We start from the raw sequence: 16,422 nt of genomic DNA on the forward strand, positions 1-16,422 counted from the left end.
ACCGGCCAACGCCAGGGGGATGCGTTCGCCGAACTGCTCGACTACACCCAACGCGCCACCGCACGCCCCACCGAAGCCGGCGAAACACCGGTCGTGACCGTGTCGATGACCCTCGACCAACTGCTGCGCCGCGACCCCCTCATCGACAGTGATCGGGCGGTGCAGCACATGCTGGGCGACACACCCACCCTGAACTGGGAATTACCGGTCACCGCCGAACAAGCCCGCCGCCTGGCCTGCGACGCCCGCCTCATCCCCGCCGTCCTCGGCTCCACCGGGGAAATCCTCGATCTGGGGCGTGAGGTGCGCACCGCCACCCGCGCCCAACGCCGCGCCCTCGCCGCCCGCGACGGCGGCTGCATCATGTGTAGCCGCACCGTGCGGTGGTGCCAAGTCCACCACATCAACTGGTGGGAACACGGCGGCACCACCACCCTCGACAACCTCTGCCTCCTGTGCACCGCCTGCCACCGACTCGTCCACCACGCCGGGTGGGAAGTCCGCATGACCACCAACGGCACACCCGAATGCCTCCCACCCGAATGGCTCGACCCGGCGCGTCAACCCAGACGGTTCACCGCACCCCATACCGAACCCCTCGGCTAGCGCCCCACGGGGAGCAGACAATCACACACCGGCCCACCGCGACCAGCACCACTGGCCGCGGCACAGCCGCGCGCTCGTATCGTCATCGTCCGGGTAGTCCCATAGTGGAACGTGTTCTGCTTCTTATCGGACATGTGTATGTACACGAGTCTTCCCAATATCTATAACATGTTCTATTCTGATCGCATGAGTGGCAGGTATCGCGAGCTGGCGCGGGCCGACCTCGCCACGCTCGTGCCCGAGCTGCTGCTGATTGGGCAGCTGATCGACCGCTCGGGCATGGCGTGGTGCATCTCGACGCTCGGCCGCGAGGAGATGCTCCAGGTCGCGATCGAGGAGTGGATGGCGGCCAGTCCGATCTACACCAAGCGGATGCAGCGCGCGCTCGACTTCGAGGGAACCGACGTACCGACGATCTTCAAGGGACTGCAGCTCGACATCGGCGCGCCCCCGCAGTTCATGGACTTCCGCTACAACGTCACCGACGCCAACCACGGCACTTTTCACCTGGACCATTGCGGCGCGCTGATGGACGTCGAACCCATGGGCGACGCCTACGTCACCGGCATGTGCCACGACATCGAGGATCCCACCTTCGACGCCACCGCCGTCGCCACCAACCCGAAGGCGCAGGTGCGGCCAGTGCACCGGCCTCCGCGCAAGCCCGCTGATCGGCACCCCCACTGCGAGTGGACGGTCACCATCGACGAGTCCCACCCACCGGTCAGCGAGTCCGCTGGCTGCACCGCGACGCGTCGGACCCATGCCGCCTCGCTCGAACTGGACCCGATCGACCCCGGCGATGACGGCAAGGCTGACTATTCGGGACCGCTGCTGTCCGATCTGGACTTCGCTGAGTTCTCCGCTTCCGCGTTGGCCCGGATCGCCGATGAGGTGTGCCTGCAGATGCACCTGCTCTACCTCGGGTTTCGACGCGCCGTCACCGCCAGGCTTGAGCCGGACGAGGCTCGGGAGCTGTGCCTAAAGCAACTCATCGGCATCGCCGGGATCGCCGCCGAGCGCATCCACCGTGCGCTACGACTGCCGAGCGGTGTCGCGGGTGCCGTCGCCGTGCTCCGGCTGCACCCGCTGCTCAATCCCGCTGCCTACGTCACCGCGGAGTTCGGCGACGACGCCGTCGTGGTTCGCCGATCGCTCGCTCACGATGACGACGCCTGGCTCGCGCTGTGCGGGCCGGAGTCCATCGCGCCGTTGCAGGCGATCGTGCGCGCCGTCGACCCGCGACTGGACGTCGCCGTCGTCGGAGACGCGACGGCGTGGCGGTGCCGCGTCGTCGAGCGCGCCGAGTCAGCCGCGGAGTTCGACGAGGTCGCCGTTACCCGGGTCAGCACCGGGGCGTCGTTCCAGTTCGAGCCACGTCATTCCCTGCCCATCACACCCGTTGGATAGCCCATGGTCAGCTCTGCACGACGTCTCAAGCCGCGCCCTAAGGGGCTCGATTCGCCGCTGGTGCCGAAATTGATGAAGGTTGGCAGCAAGGCGCAGGTCTGGGTGTATCGGCGGACCAACGGTCGTATCGCCAGCAAGTGGCGTATCGGGTCCGCGTTCCGCAAACCCGTCGATTTGTTGCTGCTCGACCATCGGGGTCGCAAATCCGGGACGGTCTATACGATTCCGCTGTTGTATTTGGCGGACGGCGAGAACGTCGTCGTGGTTGCCTCGCAGGGTGGGCTGCCGCGCCACCCGCAGTGGTACCGCAATCTGTGCGCCAACCCGGACACCCAGGTGCGCATCAAGTCGGAGGTGCGGCCGGTGCGTGCCCGTACCGCGAGCAGCGAGGAGCGCGAGCGGCTGTGGCGCCGGCTTGTCGAGTTGTATTCCGATTTCGATAGTTATCAGTCGTGGACGGACCGTGAGATCCCGGTCGTGATTCTCGAGCCCCGTCACTGAGGAGTGCGCCATGGCTGACACGGTCCAGCAGCTGCTGCTCGCCAACGCCGACCGGGACGATGTCGGTGTGCGGTTCGGGGATCGGTGCTGGACGTGGCGGGAGTACGTCGCCGAGAGCCTGGCGCGCGCGGCCGTCATCACCGGTGGGTTCGACTCCGACCGGCCGCCACACGTTGGGGTGTTGCTGGAGAACACCCCGGAGATGGCGATGGCGCTCGCGGCGGGCGCGCTCGGTGGTTACGTCACGGTGGGCCTCAATGCCACGCGTAGGGGAGAGGCGCTGGCCCGCGACGTCCGCAAGGCGGACTGCCAGTTCGTGCTCACCGACTCGCGGCATCTGCCGCTGCTGGACGGCCTGTCGTTGGACGGTGTGCGAGTCATCGACACCGATGCCGCGGAGTGGTCCCGGTTGGTGGCGGACGCACCCCGCGATCGGGAGTTCCGCACGGTCGATTCGATGGACACATTCATGTTGATCTTCACGTCGGGTACCAGTGGTGAGCCGAAGGCGGTGCGGGTCAGCAACTTCATGGTGACCATGTCTGGGACGCACCTGGTTGAGCGGTTCAGTCTCACCGATGACGATGTGTGTTACGTGTCGATGCCGTTGTTCCATTCGAATGCGGTTGTTGCTGGGTTTGGGCCCGCTGTCGCCTCTGGGGCGACGCTGGCGTTGGCGCGCAGGTTCAGCGCTACCGGTTTCCTCGACGACGTCCGCCGGTACGGCGCGACGTATATGAACTATGTGGGCAAGCCGCTGGCGTATGTGCTCGCTACGCCGGAAAAGCCGGATGATGCGGACAATCCGCTGCGGATCGCGTTCGGTAACGAGGCGTCCGATCGCGACATCGTGGAGTTCGGCCGCCGGTTTGGCTGTGAGGTGTACGACTGTGGTTCGGATCGACCGAAAACGCCGATCATCATCAGTCGCACCGAGGGCACGCCGCCTAGTTCGATCGGGCAGCCGTGGGTAGGGTGTGGCCGTTTACGACCGGGAGACCCGCACCGAGTGCCCGCGGGCGGTGTTCGATGAGCACGGCGCGGTGACACAGACCTGGACGAGGCGGTCGGCGAGTTGGTCAACACTCAGGGTGCGGGGATGTTCAGTGGCTACTACAACGACGAGGACGCCACCGCTGAGCGGCTCGACGGTGGCATGTACTGGTCGGGTGATCTCGCGTACCGCGACGCGGATGGCTTCGTGTATCTGGCTGGTCGCGCGGGTGATTGGCTTCGGGTGGACGGTGAGAACCTCGCGGCGGCGCCGATCGAGCAGATCCTGCTGCGGCATCCCGCGATCAGCCAGGTCGCGGTCTACGGCGTGCCGGATGTCGACGTAGGTGACCAGCTGATGGCCGCGATCGTGCTGGTCAGCGGTGCCGAGCTGACGCAGGGGGAGCTGACGGAGTTCCTGGCCGCGCAGCCCGACCTGTCGCCGAAGGCGTGGCCCCGCTACGTGCGCATCGCGGCGGAACTACCGAGCACCGCGACGAACAAGGTACTCAAACGAGAGCTGCAACGGCAGGGCGTCGACGTCGACGATCCACTGTGGATCCGCGCCGAACGCGGCAGGAACTACGCCGTGCGCGCCGCCGCGGAAAGAAGCTGACGGCCCCGGATGCGACGTTAGGCCCGTCGCCGAGCAGTGCGGCGGTGCAGGCAGTAGACAGTTTCAATTTCGTGTGACACCTGAATGCGCTGAATGTTGGGAGTGTCACGTCGATTGCTGGCCCCCTTGACGGAAAACCGACACGACGTACTGTTGGTTCATATAACGATGCTACTGTTTCATTTTTGTATGGTGGCTGCCGGGTGTGTGCGGTGTTGTGTACGCCCGTCATAGCCGCGGCGAGGGTGAAGATCATTTATTCGTGTCCGGATCTCCGGAGGTTTCCGTGGGTAAGACTGGTGGGTCGGTGACGTCGCTGACTGAACAGCTCGATCACTCTGGTGAGTTGCGGCGTCGGGCGTGTGCTCGAACGCCTGGTGGGGTCCATTCGAATGTTCGGCTCGATGGGCCTGATGTCTTTCTGAAACGCGCTGAGGGAGCACGTCTGTATGACGTGGACGGCCGTGACTATGTCGACCATCTGCTCGGTCAGGGGCCTGCGTTTCTAGGCCACGCCCCTGACTTCCTCACCCGTGCGGTGCATGCGGCGTCGTGTGACGGTTTGATCCTCGGCGGGCAAGGTGAGTTGGAGGTCCGCGCGGCGGAGCTGGTGTGCGAGACGCTCGGCTGGCCGGACATGGTGCGCTTCGCGCTGAGTGGCACCGAGGCCGTGCAGGCAGCGTTGCGTCTGGCGAGGGCGGTCACCGGTCGCAGGCGTGTGATCCGGTTCGAAGGGCATTACCACGGATGGTTGGACAATGTGCTGATCGCTGATCGGGATGGTGCGTGGGAGGCGGCGAGCGCGGGCCAGGTGTCGTCGCATCTCACAGACTTCACCGTCCTTCCGTGGAATGACGCCGACCTGCTCAGTGGCCTGCTCGAGCGGGACGGCGAGGAGATCGCCGCGGTGATCATGGAACCCATCATGATCAACTCCGGAGTGATCGAGCCAGCGCCGGGATATCTGGAGCGAGTGCGCAGACTGTGCTCGCGACGCGGCATCGTACTGATTTTCGACGAGGTCATCTCCGGCTTCCGCGTAGGCCCTGGTGGAGCCGCTCGCCGCTACGGGGTGACACCCGATCTCGCGCTGTATGGCAAAGCGCTCGGGGGCGGGTATCCGGTGGCCGCGCTCGCGGGCGGCGCTGACCTGATGTGTCGGATCGGGACGGGCGAAGTCAATCATGCCGGCACGTTCAATGCTTGGGCGCCGGGCATGGCCGCCGTCATCGCCACCCTCGAACACATCCGGGACGACCCGCCCTACACCACCATCCTCGAGCACGGCACGAAGCTGATGGCAGGCATTCGCGAGATCGGAGAATCGCTCGGTGAGCCGCTGCGAGTCGAGGGGCTTCCGATGGCGTTCCACGTGTCGTTCGGCGACACCGAGGTGACCGACTATTGCGGCCTGCGACGGTTTCGTCTCGACCGCTACGCGAGCCTCGCACAGGTGCTCGTCGAACATGGCGTCTGGGTTGCACGCCGAGGCATCTGGTTCGTCTCCGCAGCACACGGACCCGCCGAGCTCGACGATGCCCTAACCCGGTTCAATTCCGCCTTCAAAGACTGGCTCAACCGTTAGCATTCTGATAAATGAAACATATGTTGCACTAATCCTCAATCCGGTGGTACAAAGAGTCGTACCTGGCTCAGTCCTGGAGGAGGCGGCGATGGCAGAACCCGCATACCGGGCGCCGAGTTACGGGTTAGAAGAAACATCGGTAGCCGGGTCCGAAGAGCCGTCAGGAATGACTGCTCGTACCGATGAGCGGGACGCCGAAGTTCACCGGGCTACTGATGTAGACCACGGTCTTGAACCGGAGAGTCATGGCGATGGCTACGACACCGTCCGCCAGGAGGCGACCGCAGAGTCGGGGACGTTGCCGCAGTCAGAGCCCCCGGTAACCCAGATAGACGAGACCACGGAGTTTGTGCGGCCCGCGCCGGTCGAAGACGAAAAGCCACGCTCGCGGCTCGGCGCGGCTGCCCCGCAGCGTCTCGGTGGGTCAGCCACCACCGCAACGGGAATCTGGATCGGCCTGGTGCTCGCGGCCGCTGGTTTGGCGGCGATCGTCTACACCTGGCGAGAGGTTGCCGCGCTGACGAACGTCGCGGAGCAGATGCCGTACTTGGTCAGTGGCGGCATCGCGGGGCTGGTCCTCATTATCGCGGGCGCCACCGTGGTCGACGTGACGGTGCGCAGGAGAGACAGCAAGGAACGCACTGAGCAGCTTGCTCAGATGACGCAGGCGCTCGCCGAGGTCAGGGAGCTGCTGGAGTCTGAGCAGAGCGAGCGCAGGGCCGAGTAAGCATGACGACCTCCGAGATCGGCGTGTCCGCGCAGGCACCGGTTGGCGGCATCGACTCCGAGACTCTCCGCCGTGCGATCGCCCTGGCGAGGGCGTGGCGAGATCCCGCGCTGCCTGGGTTCGCCTTCCTGCTGTTGCTCGCCGTGACCGGGAGCGTCGTGCTGGTGATCACCGTAGTCGCGACGACGGGCACGCCCTACGTAGCGCTACAGCTGCCGTATGTCATCTCCGGTGGCTTCGGTGGCGTCGCCCTGGTCGCGATTGGCGCGCTGCTCGCGGCGGTGCAGGCCGAACGACATGACCGTGTCGCGGCCATCGAGCAAACCCGGGAGGTCGTCGACGAGGTCTGCGCGCTTACCGGCGCCGCGCTGCGCAGGTACCGGGACTGACCGGACCGGGGTTGCGGTAGTCGTCGCGTGGTCCGATGCTGGGCGTATGACTAACCCGGCTTGGTGCGTTCATCCTGGCAGGTAGTGGCGGTCTGTGATGCCGCGGCCAGGATTTGACGATGTCTCGCCGCAGGTAGGCGCCGGATCGGATGCCGAGACGCTCCAGCGGGCGATCGCGCTCGTCCGGGCATGGCGCGATCCAGCCTTACCTGGGCTGGTATTCCTGATCGCGCTGGCCGTCACCGGTGGGGGAGCGATCGCATTCGTCGTGTTTCAAATCGTGGGCGTGCCCTACGTCGCGTTGCAGCTTCCATTCGTCGTCTCGGGAGCGCTGGGCGGCGCCGCACTCGTTATGACTGGCGCTCTGCTCGCGGCGGTGCTCGCCGAACGGCGCGACCGGGTCATAGCCCGCGCCGAAATGCGCGAGGTAGTGGACGAACTTTGTGCCATCGTTCATCTTGTCAGCCAACGTCGGCAGTGAACCTCCGCTGTGTGGTCGTCGATCTGACAGCGCCAGCGTGACGGCGGTTCGCACGGCCTCGCGGTGATTGACCGAGATTGGCGGCGAACGTACATTAAACTCAGTGTATTGATAGATAAAACACTCGGAGTGCTGGCGTGGTCACCGGCGCGAGAAATCAGGAGCCACTCGTGACATTTCGGCGCAGCGTCGTGTTACTCGCCGTGGGGTTGCTGATCGCGTTGTTCGGCCCGGTTGCGCAGGCAGCGGAAAACGGGTCGGCGACTGTCGGTACCCAGACCGAAGCGTGGTACGTGACGACCACAAGTGAGTCGTGTTCCACCACGGCCCTTGACTGTTCCCTGCTGCCGCCACCGGACTATCCCAAGAACACACTGCACGTCGGCGTCTCGGGCGGTACGCCGACCGCGGCGACCTATATCGAACTGGACCTCTTCAGCGCCAACATCCCGCTGGGAGCGATCTTCACGAAGGGCACGCTGACGCTGCCCGTCGACATGGCACCATCCGACGGCACGCTGCGGCAGGACATGGCCAAGCTCCGAGTCTGCCAGGTCACCGACTTCTTCAGCGCCGCCGAGGCATCGCCGCAGAAGCCACCGGAGACCGACTGCAAAGCGGCCTCGGCCAACGCCACCTACTCGGCGAAGCCAGCGCCGACGTTCCACGTCGACCTCAAGCCGTTCCTGGCGGGATGGGCGCAAGGCGACCCGGCCGCGCTGGCGATCATGCCCGCACCGAAAGCTGTAAAGGATTCCGAGACATGGCATGTCGCGTTCTTCGGCAAGGACTACGGCGCTGGCCAGCAGGAGGACGTGCCGGTCTCGATGGAGAACGGCGATCCCAAGTCCATCACCGCGAAGCTGAGCTACAAGTCAGACGAGCCTGACATTCCTCCGCCTCCGCCACCGCCGGAGATCGGGATCGCTCCGCCACTGGCGCCGAGCCCGCCACCGGTGAGTCCGATCGACACCACACTGCCCGAGTTCGGCGGGGATGCACCCGCGCCTAAGGTCGAACCACCGCCAGAGACGGCCAAACCAGCGCCACAGCCGGTCGCGGCTCCCGAGTTCATCACTGTCGGCTACAAGTACCCGATCGCGTGGATCATGCCGCTGTTGCTGCTCATCGGGTTCGCCATGACGGGGCATTCGCTGACGCGAAGTCTGGAACGGCCTGGAGGTTCGCTGGCATGACAGAGGAGACAGGACGGCACCGGACAACGTTCGAGGAGACCGAGCACCCGGAGTACGTCGACGACACACGGCAGTTCGAGAGTGCCGACCCCGCGGAGGAGCCCGCCGACCAGGCGGAAGAAGTGGCGTCGCCGGCTGAACTCGACCGGGAGCACCGAGAGCGAGACGACATCGGCCGACCACCGCCTCGGTGGAAGGCGTTGCTACTCACCCCAGCGAACGGCGTCTGGGCGGGCCTCGCCGTCGTGGCCGCGGGCTTCAGCGCCATCTTCTACAGCTGGGGTGCGGTGGCGGGAACACTCGCTGTCGACGAGCAGATGTCGCCGCTCATCTCCGCCGGGTTCATCGGGCTCGCGCTCATCGTGCTCGGGCTCGCCGCGGTGGACATTGCGGTGCGGCGGCAAGATCGGCCGGAACGCTTGCAGCAGGTCGCCCAGGTCGAGCGCTCCGTCGCCGAGCTGCGTGACTTGCGTGTGGGGCGGACCCGCGCGCGTCCCTGACGTCGGCAGACTCAGCGGCCGGCGAGCTGGGCCTGCCACATCCAGTGCGCCTTTTCCAGCGCGGCGGTCGCCTGGAGCAGCAGATCCTGCGTCACCAGGTCGCTCTTGTCGGTCTCATCGACCCCGGCGCGCAGCCGACGGATCACCCGTTCGAGTGCAGACACGACGTACTCGATCACATCGACGTCGCGGAGCCAGTCTTCGTCCGGTTCGGGCACGTCGCTGGTGTCGGCGACGGTGTGCGGGCGTCCATCGGCCGGAACGCCCAGCGTGGCCGACCGCTCCGCAACCTGGTCGGCGAACTCCCGCGCGCTGGCGACCAGTTCGTCCAGCTGCAAGTGCACCGTGCGGAACTGTGTCCCGATGACGTTCCAATGCACCTGCTTCGCCGCGAGGTGCAAGTGCACCAGGTCCACCAGCGCGTGCTGCAGCACCCGACACGTGATGTCGCGCTCCTTGGCGTCGACCTGGGGCGTGATTGGTTCTGCCTTCTTCGCCATTGCTTCTGCTCCCTTCTGTGTCTCGTGTGTGCGGGTACCCGATGTGCCGGGCGATCTCACCTAGGCGCCGGTGTGCGGGGGAGCGACACCGGGTACTCGGCACGCAGGCGAAGGAGGGAGTGCAACCCGTGATCGACAACGCGCTCTGGGACGAGTTTCACCACGTCGTGAACATGACATCGCGCGAGCTGAGCGAGTGGCTGCGCATCGAGTCGGCTACGCCAGAGGGCGAGGAACTGCCCGACCGCGCTGGTACCGAGACCGGACAGCACGTGCTGCATGTACTGCGCAAACGCAAGGCCGACCTGACCGCTGACGATGTCGAGCTGATCCGCTACGTGATCGACCAAGTACACGCGCAACGACGCGACGACCTGGAACCGGTGCAGGGCGACTCGGCCTGGCGCCACGGGCTCATGGACATCGGGCATGATCCGCTGCGCGCTCCGGCTCGACCTGGGGGTGAGACACGACCGCCGGAGTAAGGATCAGATGGTTTTACTCCGGGGAGCGGGGACCTGGCAATATGCCGGTGCCTTCGATCTTCGCCGCCTTCGAATTTTCTAGTCTTTGCCGGTGATCACGGCCCTATCCGCGGCTCATGTGCAAAGAATGTGCAACGCCCCGCCGGTCGACCGCGCTCACGCATCGTCACCTGCGGTTGAATTGGCGGGGACAAAGCGTGGGAGGCCGGGGTGTCGAACTTGGCCGGACCGGGTCAGTTATCCGAACCAGGTCACGTTTAGGTCTTCCACCCGGTCCTAATCGTCAAGGACGAGGTATGTGATGAACCCCGTTTGTAGGCGACATCGAGTTGCCGTATCCAGATGTCTGGGTCGGCCTCGTTGTAGGGATTGCCGTTCCACGGGTCAGTTCAAGGACGCCCATTGCGTCGGCGAGCGGGGGCAACGCGTCGGCTGGAAGGGTGCGGATCTGTGCGATAGGCCAGAAGGTCAGACGCCCAGCTTGGCCCGCAACGCCTCCCAGACTCAACTTGTCCGACGCATCCCACAGAGCATGCTGATACGCCGGGTCGAATGCAGAGACTGTCTCGGGCGAGGCGAGTCGCTCCCGGCTGGAGTGTGGGCCGTGGGGCGCGGCGGCTGTCATGGTGACGGGATAGCCCGCTTTTAGCCTCTGGCGAGGTCGTTCTTGCCGTGTTTGGGCACGCCGACCTCTTCGAGAGGCGGTGCGTAGGCTTCCACCGAACTCTCTTCGAGGACCTCGGCGATTGGAGGACCCTGCTTATGGGCAAGTTGCGGGTAGTTCAGCGTTACGCATACTGGGCAGATCGACGTATCCGTACCATCGCGGCGGACAACGGAATCTCCCTCGATCGGCGCACCAATTGGAAAGCCAAGATCGGCAATATCCCCCTAATCGGTGGGATGGAGTTTGCGCAGGATGCGCGTATTCTTGACCGGGCCGAGGTAGCTAAGAGAATCGAGAAGGCAATCGGCAGACGAGCAATCCAAGACTCCGTGACGCCGCCGAAAGGATATTTTGCGAAGGGTGTAGGCCACGTAGAGTTTGCGCAACTTGCCGGCGTCTACGGGCGTCGGGACGGTGCCGTCATGCATACCAGCATCCGAACCAGTACGGGCGACCGTGTCGACGTGTGTTTGTTCGGCAGCCTCGAGAACATGGCAGACCACGCTGGCGCCTCTGACAAGCCGCCCGAAGGATGGACATCCTCAGCGGCCAGGACCATTGAGCTCTACGTTCAGAGCCGCGGAACGGTTAACGACTCGCAGTGGGACGACCCCGAGACCTTGGCGCTCGAAGTGCTGAAGATCGCCACCGAGCAAGGCATAATCGGCGAATGGAAAGATCACGTGGACAAGCCATGGACACGGGGCTTTACGCTAGGATGCGCTGAGGAATCCGAGTGGTTCGCAGAGATCTACGACGATGTCGTGCTCGATAAGGATCGCTGGACGTTTCGTCACGACGAAGCCGGTTACGGAGTCGATCGTATCCTCATCGGTGCACCGCTGTGGGTACGAACTCCAAGTCCACAGGCCATGAAGCGGTACCGTGATCTGCGCTGAGCAACCAGCCAGCATCGCAAGCTCGGTCGGGCGCTGTGCGGCTGGCCGGTCCAGCGCGACCTCAGCTTGCTCGGCAACGACCGCGTACCAAACCATCGAGCTGTCGCGGACGGCGTGTCTGTACGTCGACGGAACACGTGACATGACGAGCGAGTATTTACCCTGTTCTACGCGCGGGCAAACGGCACGTCGGTTGAGAGAGCGTCAGCTTCGGGGACGCTAGCTGTGACGGCACGGTAGGAGAACTCCTTCCCGCCGTGGGCGGCTCCGGTGCTCCGGGACTTGCGGAGCGCTCCGACGGCTGCCAGGCGCTTCAGTCGGTTGTTGGCATTCTGCGGGCTGATGTCTAGTGACTTGGCAAGATCGTTAGCCTTGAACTCGCCCAACTCCAGAGCGGCGTTGAACGTATCGGTGAGAAGCGAAGCCCCGACGAGTGTGAGCGTTCCGTCTTCGTTAAGGACGGCAACCTGGGTCTCCCGTCGCTCCAGGCAGATGGTGACGGCCTCAGCGTTCTCGGTGTTCAGACCCGCGACCTTGATGGTCATCTCATGGCTAGAAGCGTCGAATGTCGACAGGAACTTGCCAAGGAACTCATCAGCGAAGCTGATGGTCATGGCCTTCACGTTGGTGAAGTCGATCGTGAGGTCGACGCGTGTCTTGCCTGCAAGCATCTCTTCAAGGCTGTTTCGTCCATCCCGTGCAAGGCTTCGGGTGGTGGGGAAACTGCCTAGTTGGATGACGTTGAAGACGAGGGGCTCGGTCATCTTTTCTCCCGTTTCATTGTACCGATTGAACCATCCTTACGCCTGCGCTGGAAGCTCGTGGGTGAGCCACGCCCAAACGCCCCGGGTTATGTCTCGACGGGTGCTTACCTCCGCCGACTGGTTCCGACTCGTGGCGGTGACGCTGATTTCACCAGCACCGGTACGAAGGTGTAAGCGGATCGTGCCGTGCTTCCGTCCGCCGCCGATGAGGTCGGAGAGACCGTAACCCCGCTTGTCGCTGGTTCCCGTAATACCGTCCTTCATGGCCTTCTTCAGCGCCTGCTCGTCAGTGGTGAGGTGCTGGTGCTCGGGGTTCTGGCGTAAGTGACTCAGGATTCCAATGCCGTTGTCGCAGACGGCTAACTCAAGCCGTGGGCTTCCGGTAGTCGTACCCGTGTAGGTCTGCGCCGTGATGAATGCACCAACGTTGCTGGCCCCGTGTTCAACAGCGTTATCCAGCAGTTCGTTGCATGCTCGGGCCACGGCTGGACCTGCGGACTTCGGGTAATACGCCGTGACAAGGCTCCCTAGCCTCTCTGCGAGATCGTTCACGTTGGCTTCTGTGAGTGGGGAAGCCTCGAGGAGGCGGTGCCGTAGGTTAGCGCGCTCCTCCGGTGGAATGCGCCCCACGATGCGAGTACGTCGGGGCATCTGACGCAAAACGTCCATCCGTTGCAGATAAGAGGCCGCATTCGGCTCCCGGGGTAATCGGAATGTCACCGGCATCGCAGCCGCCGATGCCCAGTAAGCAATGGCGAGCATCCCGGCCAGATCCAACGGGCAAACGAATCCGATATGCCACGCGTCGATGAGTAGGGCATCAGGACCAGTCTCGAAGGTCGGGATGGCCGCAGCCGACGCGAGCGGCGTGTCGCCGATGAGGACCAACTCCATGGCCTCAAGTCTCCCTCGGATCCATGCTCGTACGTCGCATTGCGCGCCTCGATGGCCATCCGGCACTCTCCATGGTACGGTTTCACCAGAGTCGATGAAACCGATGAAAGGATACTGTGGTGACTCACTCGACCGAGGAGCAGAACGAGCCCGTAGGCAACCAGCACGGCACGTCAGGACAGGGGGCAAAAGGCGCTGCGCTGACGGTGACGGTGTACGCGCCGCGGTCGCCGCAGCCCAAGACGTTTCAGTTCCGGCGCCAGGAGACAGTTGGCGAGGCTGCCCATGCGGCTGCAGAAGCATTTGGCTACGAAGGCGGCAACCCTTCGTTCGCCACCGAGGAACAGGTCGTGCTCGACCGGAACAAGCCGCTGGCCGCCGCGCACGTCCGCGACGGCGACACGCTTGAGTTGGTCGATGTCGGTGGCGGGGTCTGATGTGATCCCCACCTCTGTAACTCGAGCGCTTGTGGCTGAAGAACTGGTCGCGGTAACAGCCTGGGCAGAACGGCGGCCAGGCTGGGCCGCGCGCCTTGATGACGCGGATCTGTTGTTAGTGATCGACGGCACTCATCCCGTCACCGATGTGCCAGTGCGTATCATCGCGAACCTTAAGGGCTACCGCGCGATTCCCCCGGGATGGACCTTCGGTGCTCCGTCCGGGGCCACCGCCGCTGCGCCCTTCCCTGAGCGGAACACCACCACCAGAGGAGTCGGCTCAATCTTTCACCCGAGCCGGATCATCTGCGCCCCGTGGAATCGACTGGCCTACGCCGAGCACAATGGCCCGCACGCCGACTGGGGTGGGCTCGCCAACTGGACTTCGGCCGGCGCAGGCATCACGAAGGCCGACACCTTGGCCGACATGGTGGACCAGATCTTTTGGCACCTCTCGCTAAGCAGGGGTATGTGCTGATGAGTGTGCATCGCCGTTCACAGATGCCGACCGGGCCAGCGACTGGCAGCCTGCTTGTAGTCGACCAAGTGCTCGCCCCGACGCGCGCGGCCCTGCAAGCAAGCAGCGGGATGCACCGCTCCCACGAAGGTTTGGTGCTCTGGCTCGGGCGCACTCTCGGCGCGGACACGCTCGTCCTCACCGTTACCGCGCCACCCACCGAGCACCGCCAGGATGGCGTGTTCGTCGCCGAACCCGCGGTGGCGGCCGCCGCCCGGGCTGCGCGGTCTATCGGCCTCGGTCTTGTCGCCCAAGTCCACAGCCATCCAGGGGGCGATACCCAGCATTCCGACGGAGACGACCGACTGATACTCATGCCCTTCGAGGGCATGTTTTCCCTCGTCGTCGCCGACTACGGGCAAGGCAGCCTGATGCCGACACATGGCGCAGGCCTGCACCAGTACCAACACGGACAGTGGGTCTACATCACAAATGACGCTCTGAGGGTCGTGCCCGCAGTGACCAGGATCGGAACGTTCCATTGACTAGCGCCGCCACGACATCTTCTACGCCGAACGCGACAAGCGCAGCCTACAGTACGGCGCGCGCGTCAACGCCCTCGAACGCCCGGTTAGCATCCTGGTTGGCGCGGATGTGGCCGCCTCTCGTGCTGGACAACTCGCTACTCTCGCGCTGATCAACATGGTGGCACGCACCCACCGCTGCATCTCCATCGACGTCCCGCCCGCCGCGCTGATCGCTCGCAGCCTGGTGCCAGCGGACGACCTACCGGCCGCGAGCCACGCCACAGCCTTGGCCATCAACCCCGTCCTGGACCTCGCCACTCTCTCGGAGGCAGCCTCGCCGCCTCAATCACTGTCGATCGGCCTCGGTCAACATGTACCCACCGGTCTGGACCTGTACCTGGGATGGGCGGGAGGGTGCGGAGCCGTAGCTACCAAGCCGATGACCGACGACCATTGGGACACCAGCTCGGTGTTCGGGGCCGCAGCCTCCGCGGTTCTCGGCGCATCCGCGCTGTTCCGCTTGGCGCACGGGCAACCTGTCCGCGACGCCCGGCTTAATCCGATCGAACTCTCTGCCGACCTGACCGCTGGCACCCGCGACCACCCGGGACCGGTCGAGATTGGATCCGTGCTGACCGTCGGAGCCGGCGCTGTCGCATCCGGGGCCGCGTACTGGGCCCGCGAACTCGGCATCACCGGCGAACCCTGGGATTTCGTCGACGGTGACATTGTCGAACTCCACAACACCAACCGCTGCCTAACGATGACTGCTGCACACGCGGGCTGGGCCGACGGCTCGCCTAGCGGTAAGCCCGTAAGCAAGGCCGAGGCGACCGCGTGGGTCGTCGACGGATGCAGCCATGAGGAGTGGTACGAACAGTGGCTTATCGAACACCAGGAACGCCATGACCTGGTGCTGTGCCTAGCCAACGAGCGTGGGGTGCGACCATTCGTGACACAGCGCGGCGAACCGTTGCTACTACACGCCACCACATCTCCCCAATGGACCGCCGAGCTACACCGACACCTGCCCAGTCGCGACGATTGCCCAGCCTGTCGGCTGCCTGACACCCGCACCGCAAAGCCAATGTGCGCCAGCGGGCCGGTTAGTCTCGGCCAGCCGGACAGCCCGGATGCCGCGCTGCCCTTCTTATCCGCCGCAGCAGGACTGCTACTCGTCGCGGCCCTGGCGGAGCTACCACGCGGCGTTCTACAGGCAGAGCCTCGCAACCACTGGCAACTCGATCTGACCTTCGCTGAGCGACTCTTCCGCTCACACCGATGGCAACCGTCCGGTCAATGTCCTCATACTCAACCAAGATCAATCAGGCGGATGATTCAACGCGAAGACCCGCGCCGCTGGGACCACCTCGATACAGCGACTGACGGCACCTCAGGAGGATAGGTACCGGGGATTGGCACTGCTACTTAGGGGCGGGGCTGCCCCCAGCTTCGCGCGCCCACAACAGGATCGAGGTCAGCTTCAGCCGACACGGCGATCGGGTAAGTGCCTAGATCCGTGAGACCAGGCGCTGGTTCTTCGAGCGGAACCTCCGCAGTCGACGTATAGGGCAACCGGTATCAGTGTATAGGGCAACCGGTATCAGTAACTCGCCAACCACCTCTGGGCTCGGGGCGAACCGGCCCCAACGCTCCGCTGTGCGCAGAGCCGTGGATCCAGATCGACGCCAATCGACGTTCGCTATATCGCGATCCATGCTGTCATCGGTAGGGCCGAGAGTCCGTGCATCAGCAAGAGCAGGCAGCACCGTGGGTCCTGATTCTGAC

General features: G+C 64.6%; 20 protein-coding genes. 17 read left to right on the forward strand and 3 right to left on the reverse strand.

Features of this window, described 5'->3' with window-relative positions; genetic code table 11:
* From AMYHA_RS27400 to AMYHA_RS10925, 11 genes are all read left to right on the forward strand, one after another.
* Positions 1-606 (forward strand): HNH endonuclease signature motif containing protein (locus AMYHA_RS27400; protein ID WP_169732923.1); only part of this gene is annotated, 606 nt, incomplete at its 5' end.
* 186 nt (positions 607-792) lie between these two features.
* Positions 793-2,016 carry a hypothetical protein gene (locus AMYHA_RS10885; RefSeq protein WP_034276749.1) on the forward strand — a complete coding sequence of 408 codons (1,224 nt, stop codon included), beginning with the start codon at positions 793-795 and terminating at the stop codon, positions 2,014-2,016.
* Positions 2,017-2,019: 3 nt separating this feature from the next.
* Positions 2,020-2,517, forward strand: a complete 498-nt coding sequence (locus tag AMYHA_RS10890; protein ID WP_034270620.1) for a nitroreductase family deazaflavin-dependent oxidoreductase — start codon at positions 2,020-2,022, stop codon at positions 2,515-2,517.
* A 10-nt stretch (positions 2,518-2,527) separates the two neighbouring features.
* Complete coding sequence (locus AMYHA_RS10895) at positions 2,528-3,550, forward strand: AMP-binding protein (RefSeq protein ID WP_330759911.1); 1,023 nt, start codon at positions 2,528-2,530, stop codon at positions 3,548-3,550.
* Between the two features lie 66 nt (positions 3,551-3,616).
* A complete protein-coding gene (locus AMYHA_RS27880) occupies positions 3,617-4,126 on the forward strand; it encodes an AMP-binding enzyme (RefSeq protein ID WP_330759913.1) in 510 nt (169 codons plus the stop codon).
* A 307-nt stretch (positions 4,127-4,433) separates the two neighbouring features.
* Positions 4,434-5,711, forward strand: coding sequence for an aspartate aminotransferase family protein (locus tag AMYHA_RS10900; protein ID WP_196776998.1), 1,278 nt, complete (start codon positions 4,434-4,436; stop codon positions 5,709-5,711).
* Between the two features lie 166 nt (positions 5,712-5,877).
* On the forward strand, positions 5,878-6,438 hold the full coding sequence (locus AMYHA_RS10905) for a hypothetical protein (protein ID WP_034270622.1): 561 nt from the start codon (positions 5,878-5,880) through the stop codon (positions 6,436-6,438).
* Positions 6,439-6,440: 2 nt separating this feature from the next.
* Entirely contained in the window at positions 6,441-6,827 is a 387-nt protein-coding gene (locus AMYHA_RS27555) for a hypothetical protein (protein WP_034270625.1), read from the forward strand.
* Positions 6,828-6,921: 94 nt separating this feature from the next.
* Complete coding sequence (locus tag AMYHA_RS10915) at positions 6,922-7,308, forward strand: hypothetical protein (protein ID WP_157362015.1); 387 nt, start codon at positions 6,922-6,924, stop codon at positions 7,306-7,308.
* Between the two features lie 170 nt (positions 7,309-7,478).
* Positions 7,479-8,504: a hypothetical protein gene (locus tag AMYHA_RS10920; RefSeq protein ID WP_034270630.1), complete on the forward strand. Its 1,026-nt coding sequence runs from the start codon at positions 7,479-7,481 to the stop codon at positions 8,502-8,504.
* Positions 8,501-9,004 (forward strand): phage holin family protein, encoded by a 504-nt coding sequence (locus tag AMYHA_RS10925; RefSeq protein WP_034270632.1) that lies wholly within the window; start codon positions 8,501-8,503, stop codon positions 9,002-9,004. Before AMYHA_RS10920 ends, AMYHA_RS10925 begins: the two co-directional genes overlap by 4 nt.
* Positions 9,005-9,015: 11 nt before the next feature.
* Here the strand turns inward: AMYHA_RS10925 and AMYHA_RS10930 are convergent, their stop codons facing one another.
* Positions 9,016-9,504 carry a Dps family protein gene (locus AMYHA_RS10930; protein WP_034270635.1) on the reverse strand — a complete coding sequence of 163 codons (489 nt, stop codon included), beginning with the start codon at positions 9,502-9,504 and terminating at the stop codon, positions 9,016-9,018.
* Between the two features lie 119 nt (positions 9,505-9,623).
* Between AMYHA_RS10930 and AMYHA_RS10935 the strand changes: the two genes are divergently transcribed.
* Both AMYHA_RS10935 and AMYHA_RS10940 read left to right on the forward strand, forming a co-directional pair.
* Positions 9,624-9,989, forward strand: coding sequence for a DUF3140 domain-containing protein (locus AMYHA_RS10935; protein ID WP_034270638.1), 366 nt, complete (start codon positions 9,624-9,626; stop codon positions 9,987-9,989).
* A 762-nt stretch (positions 9,990-10,751) separates the two neighbouring features.
* On the forward strand, positions 10,752-11,555 hold the full coding sequence (locus tag AMYHA_RS10940) for a hypothetical protein (protein ID WP_157362017.1): 804 nt from the start codon (positions 10,752-10,754) through the stop codon (positions 11,553-11,555).
* Positions 11,556-11,722: 167 nt separating this feature from the next.
* Here AMYHA_RS10940 and AMYHA_RS10945 read toward each other — a convergent pair whose 3' ends face one another.
* Complete coding sequence (locus AMYHA_RS10945) at positions 11,723-12,319, reverse strand: STAS-like domain-containing protein (RefSeq protein WP_034270646.1); 597 nt, start codon at positions 12,317-12,319, stop codon at positions 11,723-11,725.
* Between the two features lie 36 nt (positions 12,320-12,355).
* On the reverse strand, positions 12,356-13,213 hold the full coding sequence (locus AMYHA_RS10950) for an ATP-binding protein (RefSeq protein ID WP_034270647.1): 858 nt from the start codon (positions 13,211-13,213) through the stop codon (positions 12,356-12,358).
* Between the two features lie 119 nt (positions 13,214-13,332).
* Between AMYHA_RS10950 and AMYHA_RS10955 the strand changes: the two genes are divergently transcribed.
* The 4 genes from AMYHA_RS10955 to AMYHA_RS10970 all read left to right on the forward strand — a co-directional run bounded on the left by AMYHA_RS10955 (position 13,333) and on the right by AMYHA_RS10970 (position 16,039).
* Entirely contained in the window at positions 13,333-13,650 is a 318-nt protein-coding gene (locus tag AMYHA_RS10955) for a ubiquitin family protein (protein ID WP_034270650.1), read from the forward strand.
* A 31-nt stretch (positions 13,651-13,681) separates the two neighbouring features.
* On the forward strand, positions 13,682-14,128 hold the full coding sequence (locus AMYHA_RS10960; RefSeq protein ID WP_157362019.1) for a hypothetical protein: 447 nt from the start codon (positions 13,682-13,684) through the stop codon (positions 14,126-14,128).
* A 68-nt stretch (positions 14,129-14,196) separates the two neighbouring features.
* Positions 14,197-14,652, forward strand: coding sequence for a Mov34/MPN/PAD-1 family protein (locus AMYHA_RS10965; RefSeq protein WP_196776873.1), 456 nt, complete (start codon positions 14,197-14,199; stop codon positions 14,650-14,652).
* A 157-nt stretch (positions 14,653-14,809) separates the two neighbouring features.
* A complete protein-coding gene (locus AMYHA_RS10970) occupies positions 14,810-16,039 on the forward strand; it encodes a hypothetical protein (RefSeq protein ID WP_034270659.1) in 1,230 nt (409 codons plus the stop codon).
* The last annotated feature ends 383 nt before the right edge of the window (positions 16,040-16,422 follow it).

Origin of the sequence: Haloechinothrix halophila YIM 93223, from assembly GCF_000504245.1 — a bacterium.
Taxonomy (GTDB): domain Bacteria; phylum Actinomycetota; class Actinomycetes; order Mycobacteriales; family Pseudonocardiaceae; genus Haloechinothrix_A; species Haloechinothrix_A halophila.

What these genes read in the sequence shown, in the direction of transcription:
- AMYHA_RS10945 (WP_034270646.1), bottom strand. Translation starts at nt 12,319, where the DNA reads ATGACCGAGCCCCTCGTCTTCAACGTCATCCAACTAGGCAGTTTCCCC.
- AMYHA_RS27555 (WP_034270625.1), top strand. Translation starts at nt 6,441, where the DNA reads ATGACGACCTCCGAGATCGGCGTGTCCGCGCAGGCACCGGTTGGCGGC.
- AMYHA_RS10950 (WP_034270647.1), bottom strand. Translation starts at nt 13,213, where the DNA reads ATGGAGTTGGTCCTCATCGGCGACACGCCGCTCGCGTCGGCTGCGGCC.
- AMYHA_RS10930 (WP_034270635.1), bottom strand. Translation starts at nt 9,504, where the DNA reads ATGGCGAAGAAGGCAGAACCAATCACGCCCCAGGTCGACGCCAAGGAG.
- AMYHA_RS10890 (WP_034270620.1), top strand. Translation starts at nt 2,020, where the DNA reads ATGGTCAGCTCTGCACGACGTCTCAAGCCGCGCCCTAAGGGGCTCGAT.
- AMYHA_RS10905 (WP_034270622.1), top strand. Translation starts at nt 5,878, where the DNA reads ATGACTGCTCGTACCGATGAGCGGGACGCCGAAGTTCACCGGGCTACT.
- AMYHA_RS10885 (WP_034276749.1), top strand. Translation starts at nt 793, where the DNA reads ATGAGTGGCAGGTATCGCGAGCTGGCGCGGGCCGACCTCGCCACGCTC.
- AMYHA_RS10925 (WP_034270632.1), top strand. Translation starts at nt 8,501, where the DNA reads ATGACAGAGGAGACAGGACGGCACCGGACAACGTTCGAGGAGACCGAG.
- AMYHA_RS27880 (WP_330759913.1), top strand. Translation starts at nt 3,617, where the DNA reads ATGTTCAGTGGCTACTACAACGACGAGGACGCCACCGCTGAGCGGCTC.
- AMYHA_RS10970 (WP_034270659.1), top strand. Translation starts at nt 14,810, where the DNA reads ATGGTGGCACGCACCCACCGCTGCATCTCCATCGACGTCCCGCCCGCC.
- AMYHA_RS10895 (WP_330759911.1), top strand. Translation starts at nt 2,528, where the DNA reads ATGGCTGACACGGTCCAGCAGCTGCTGCTCGCCAACGCCGACCGGGAC.
- AMYHA_RS10940 (WP_157362017.1), top strand. Translation starts at nt 10,752, where the DNA reads ATGGGCAAGTTGCGGGTAGTTCAGCGTTACGCATACTGGGCAGATCGA.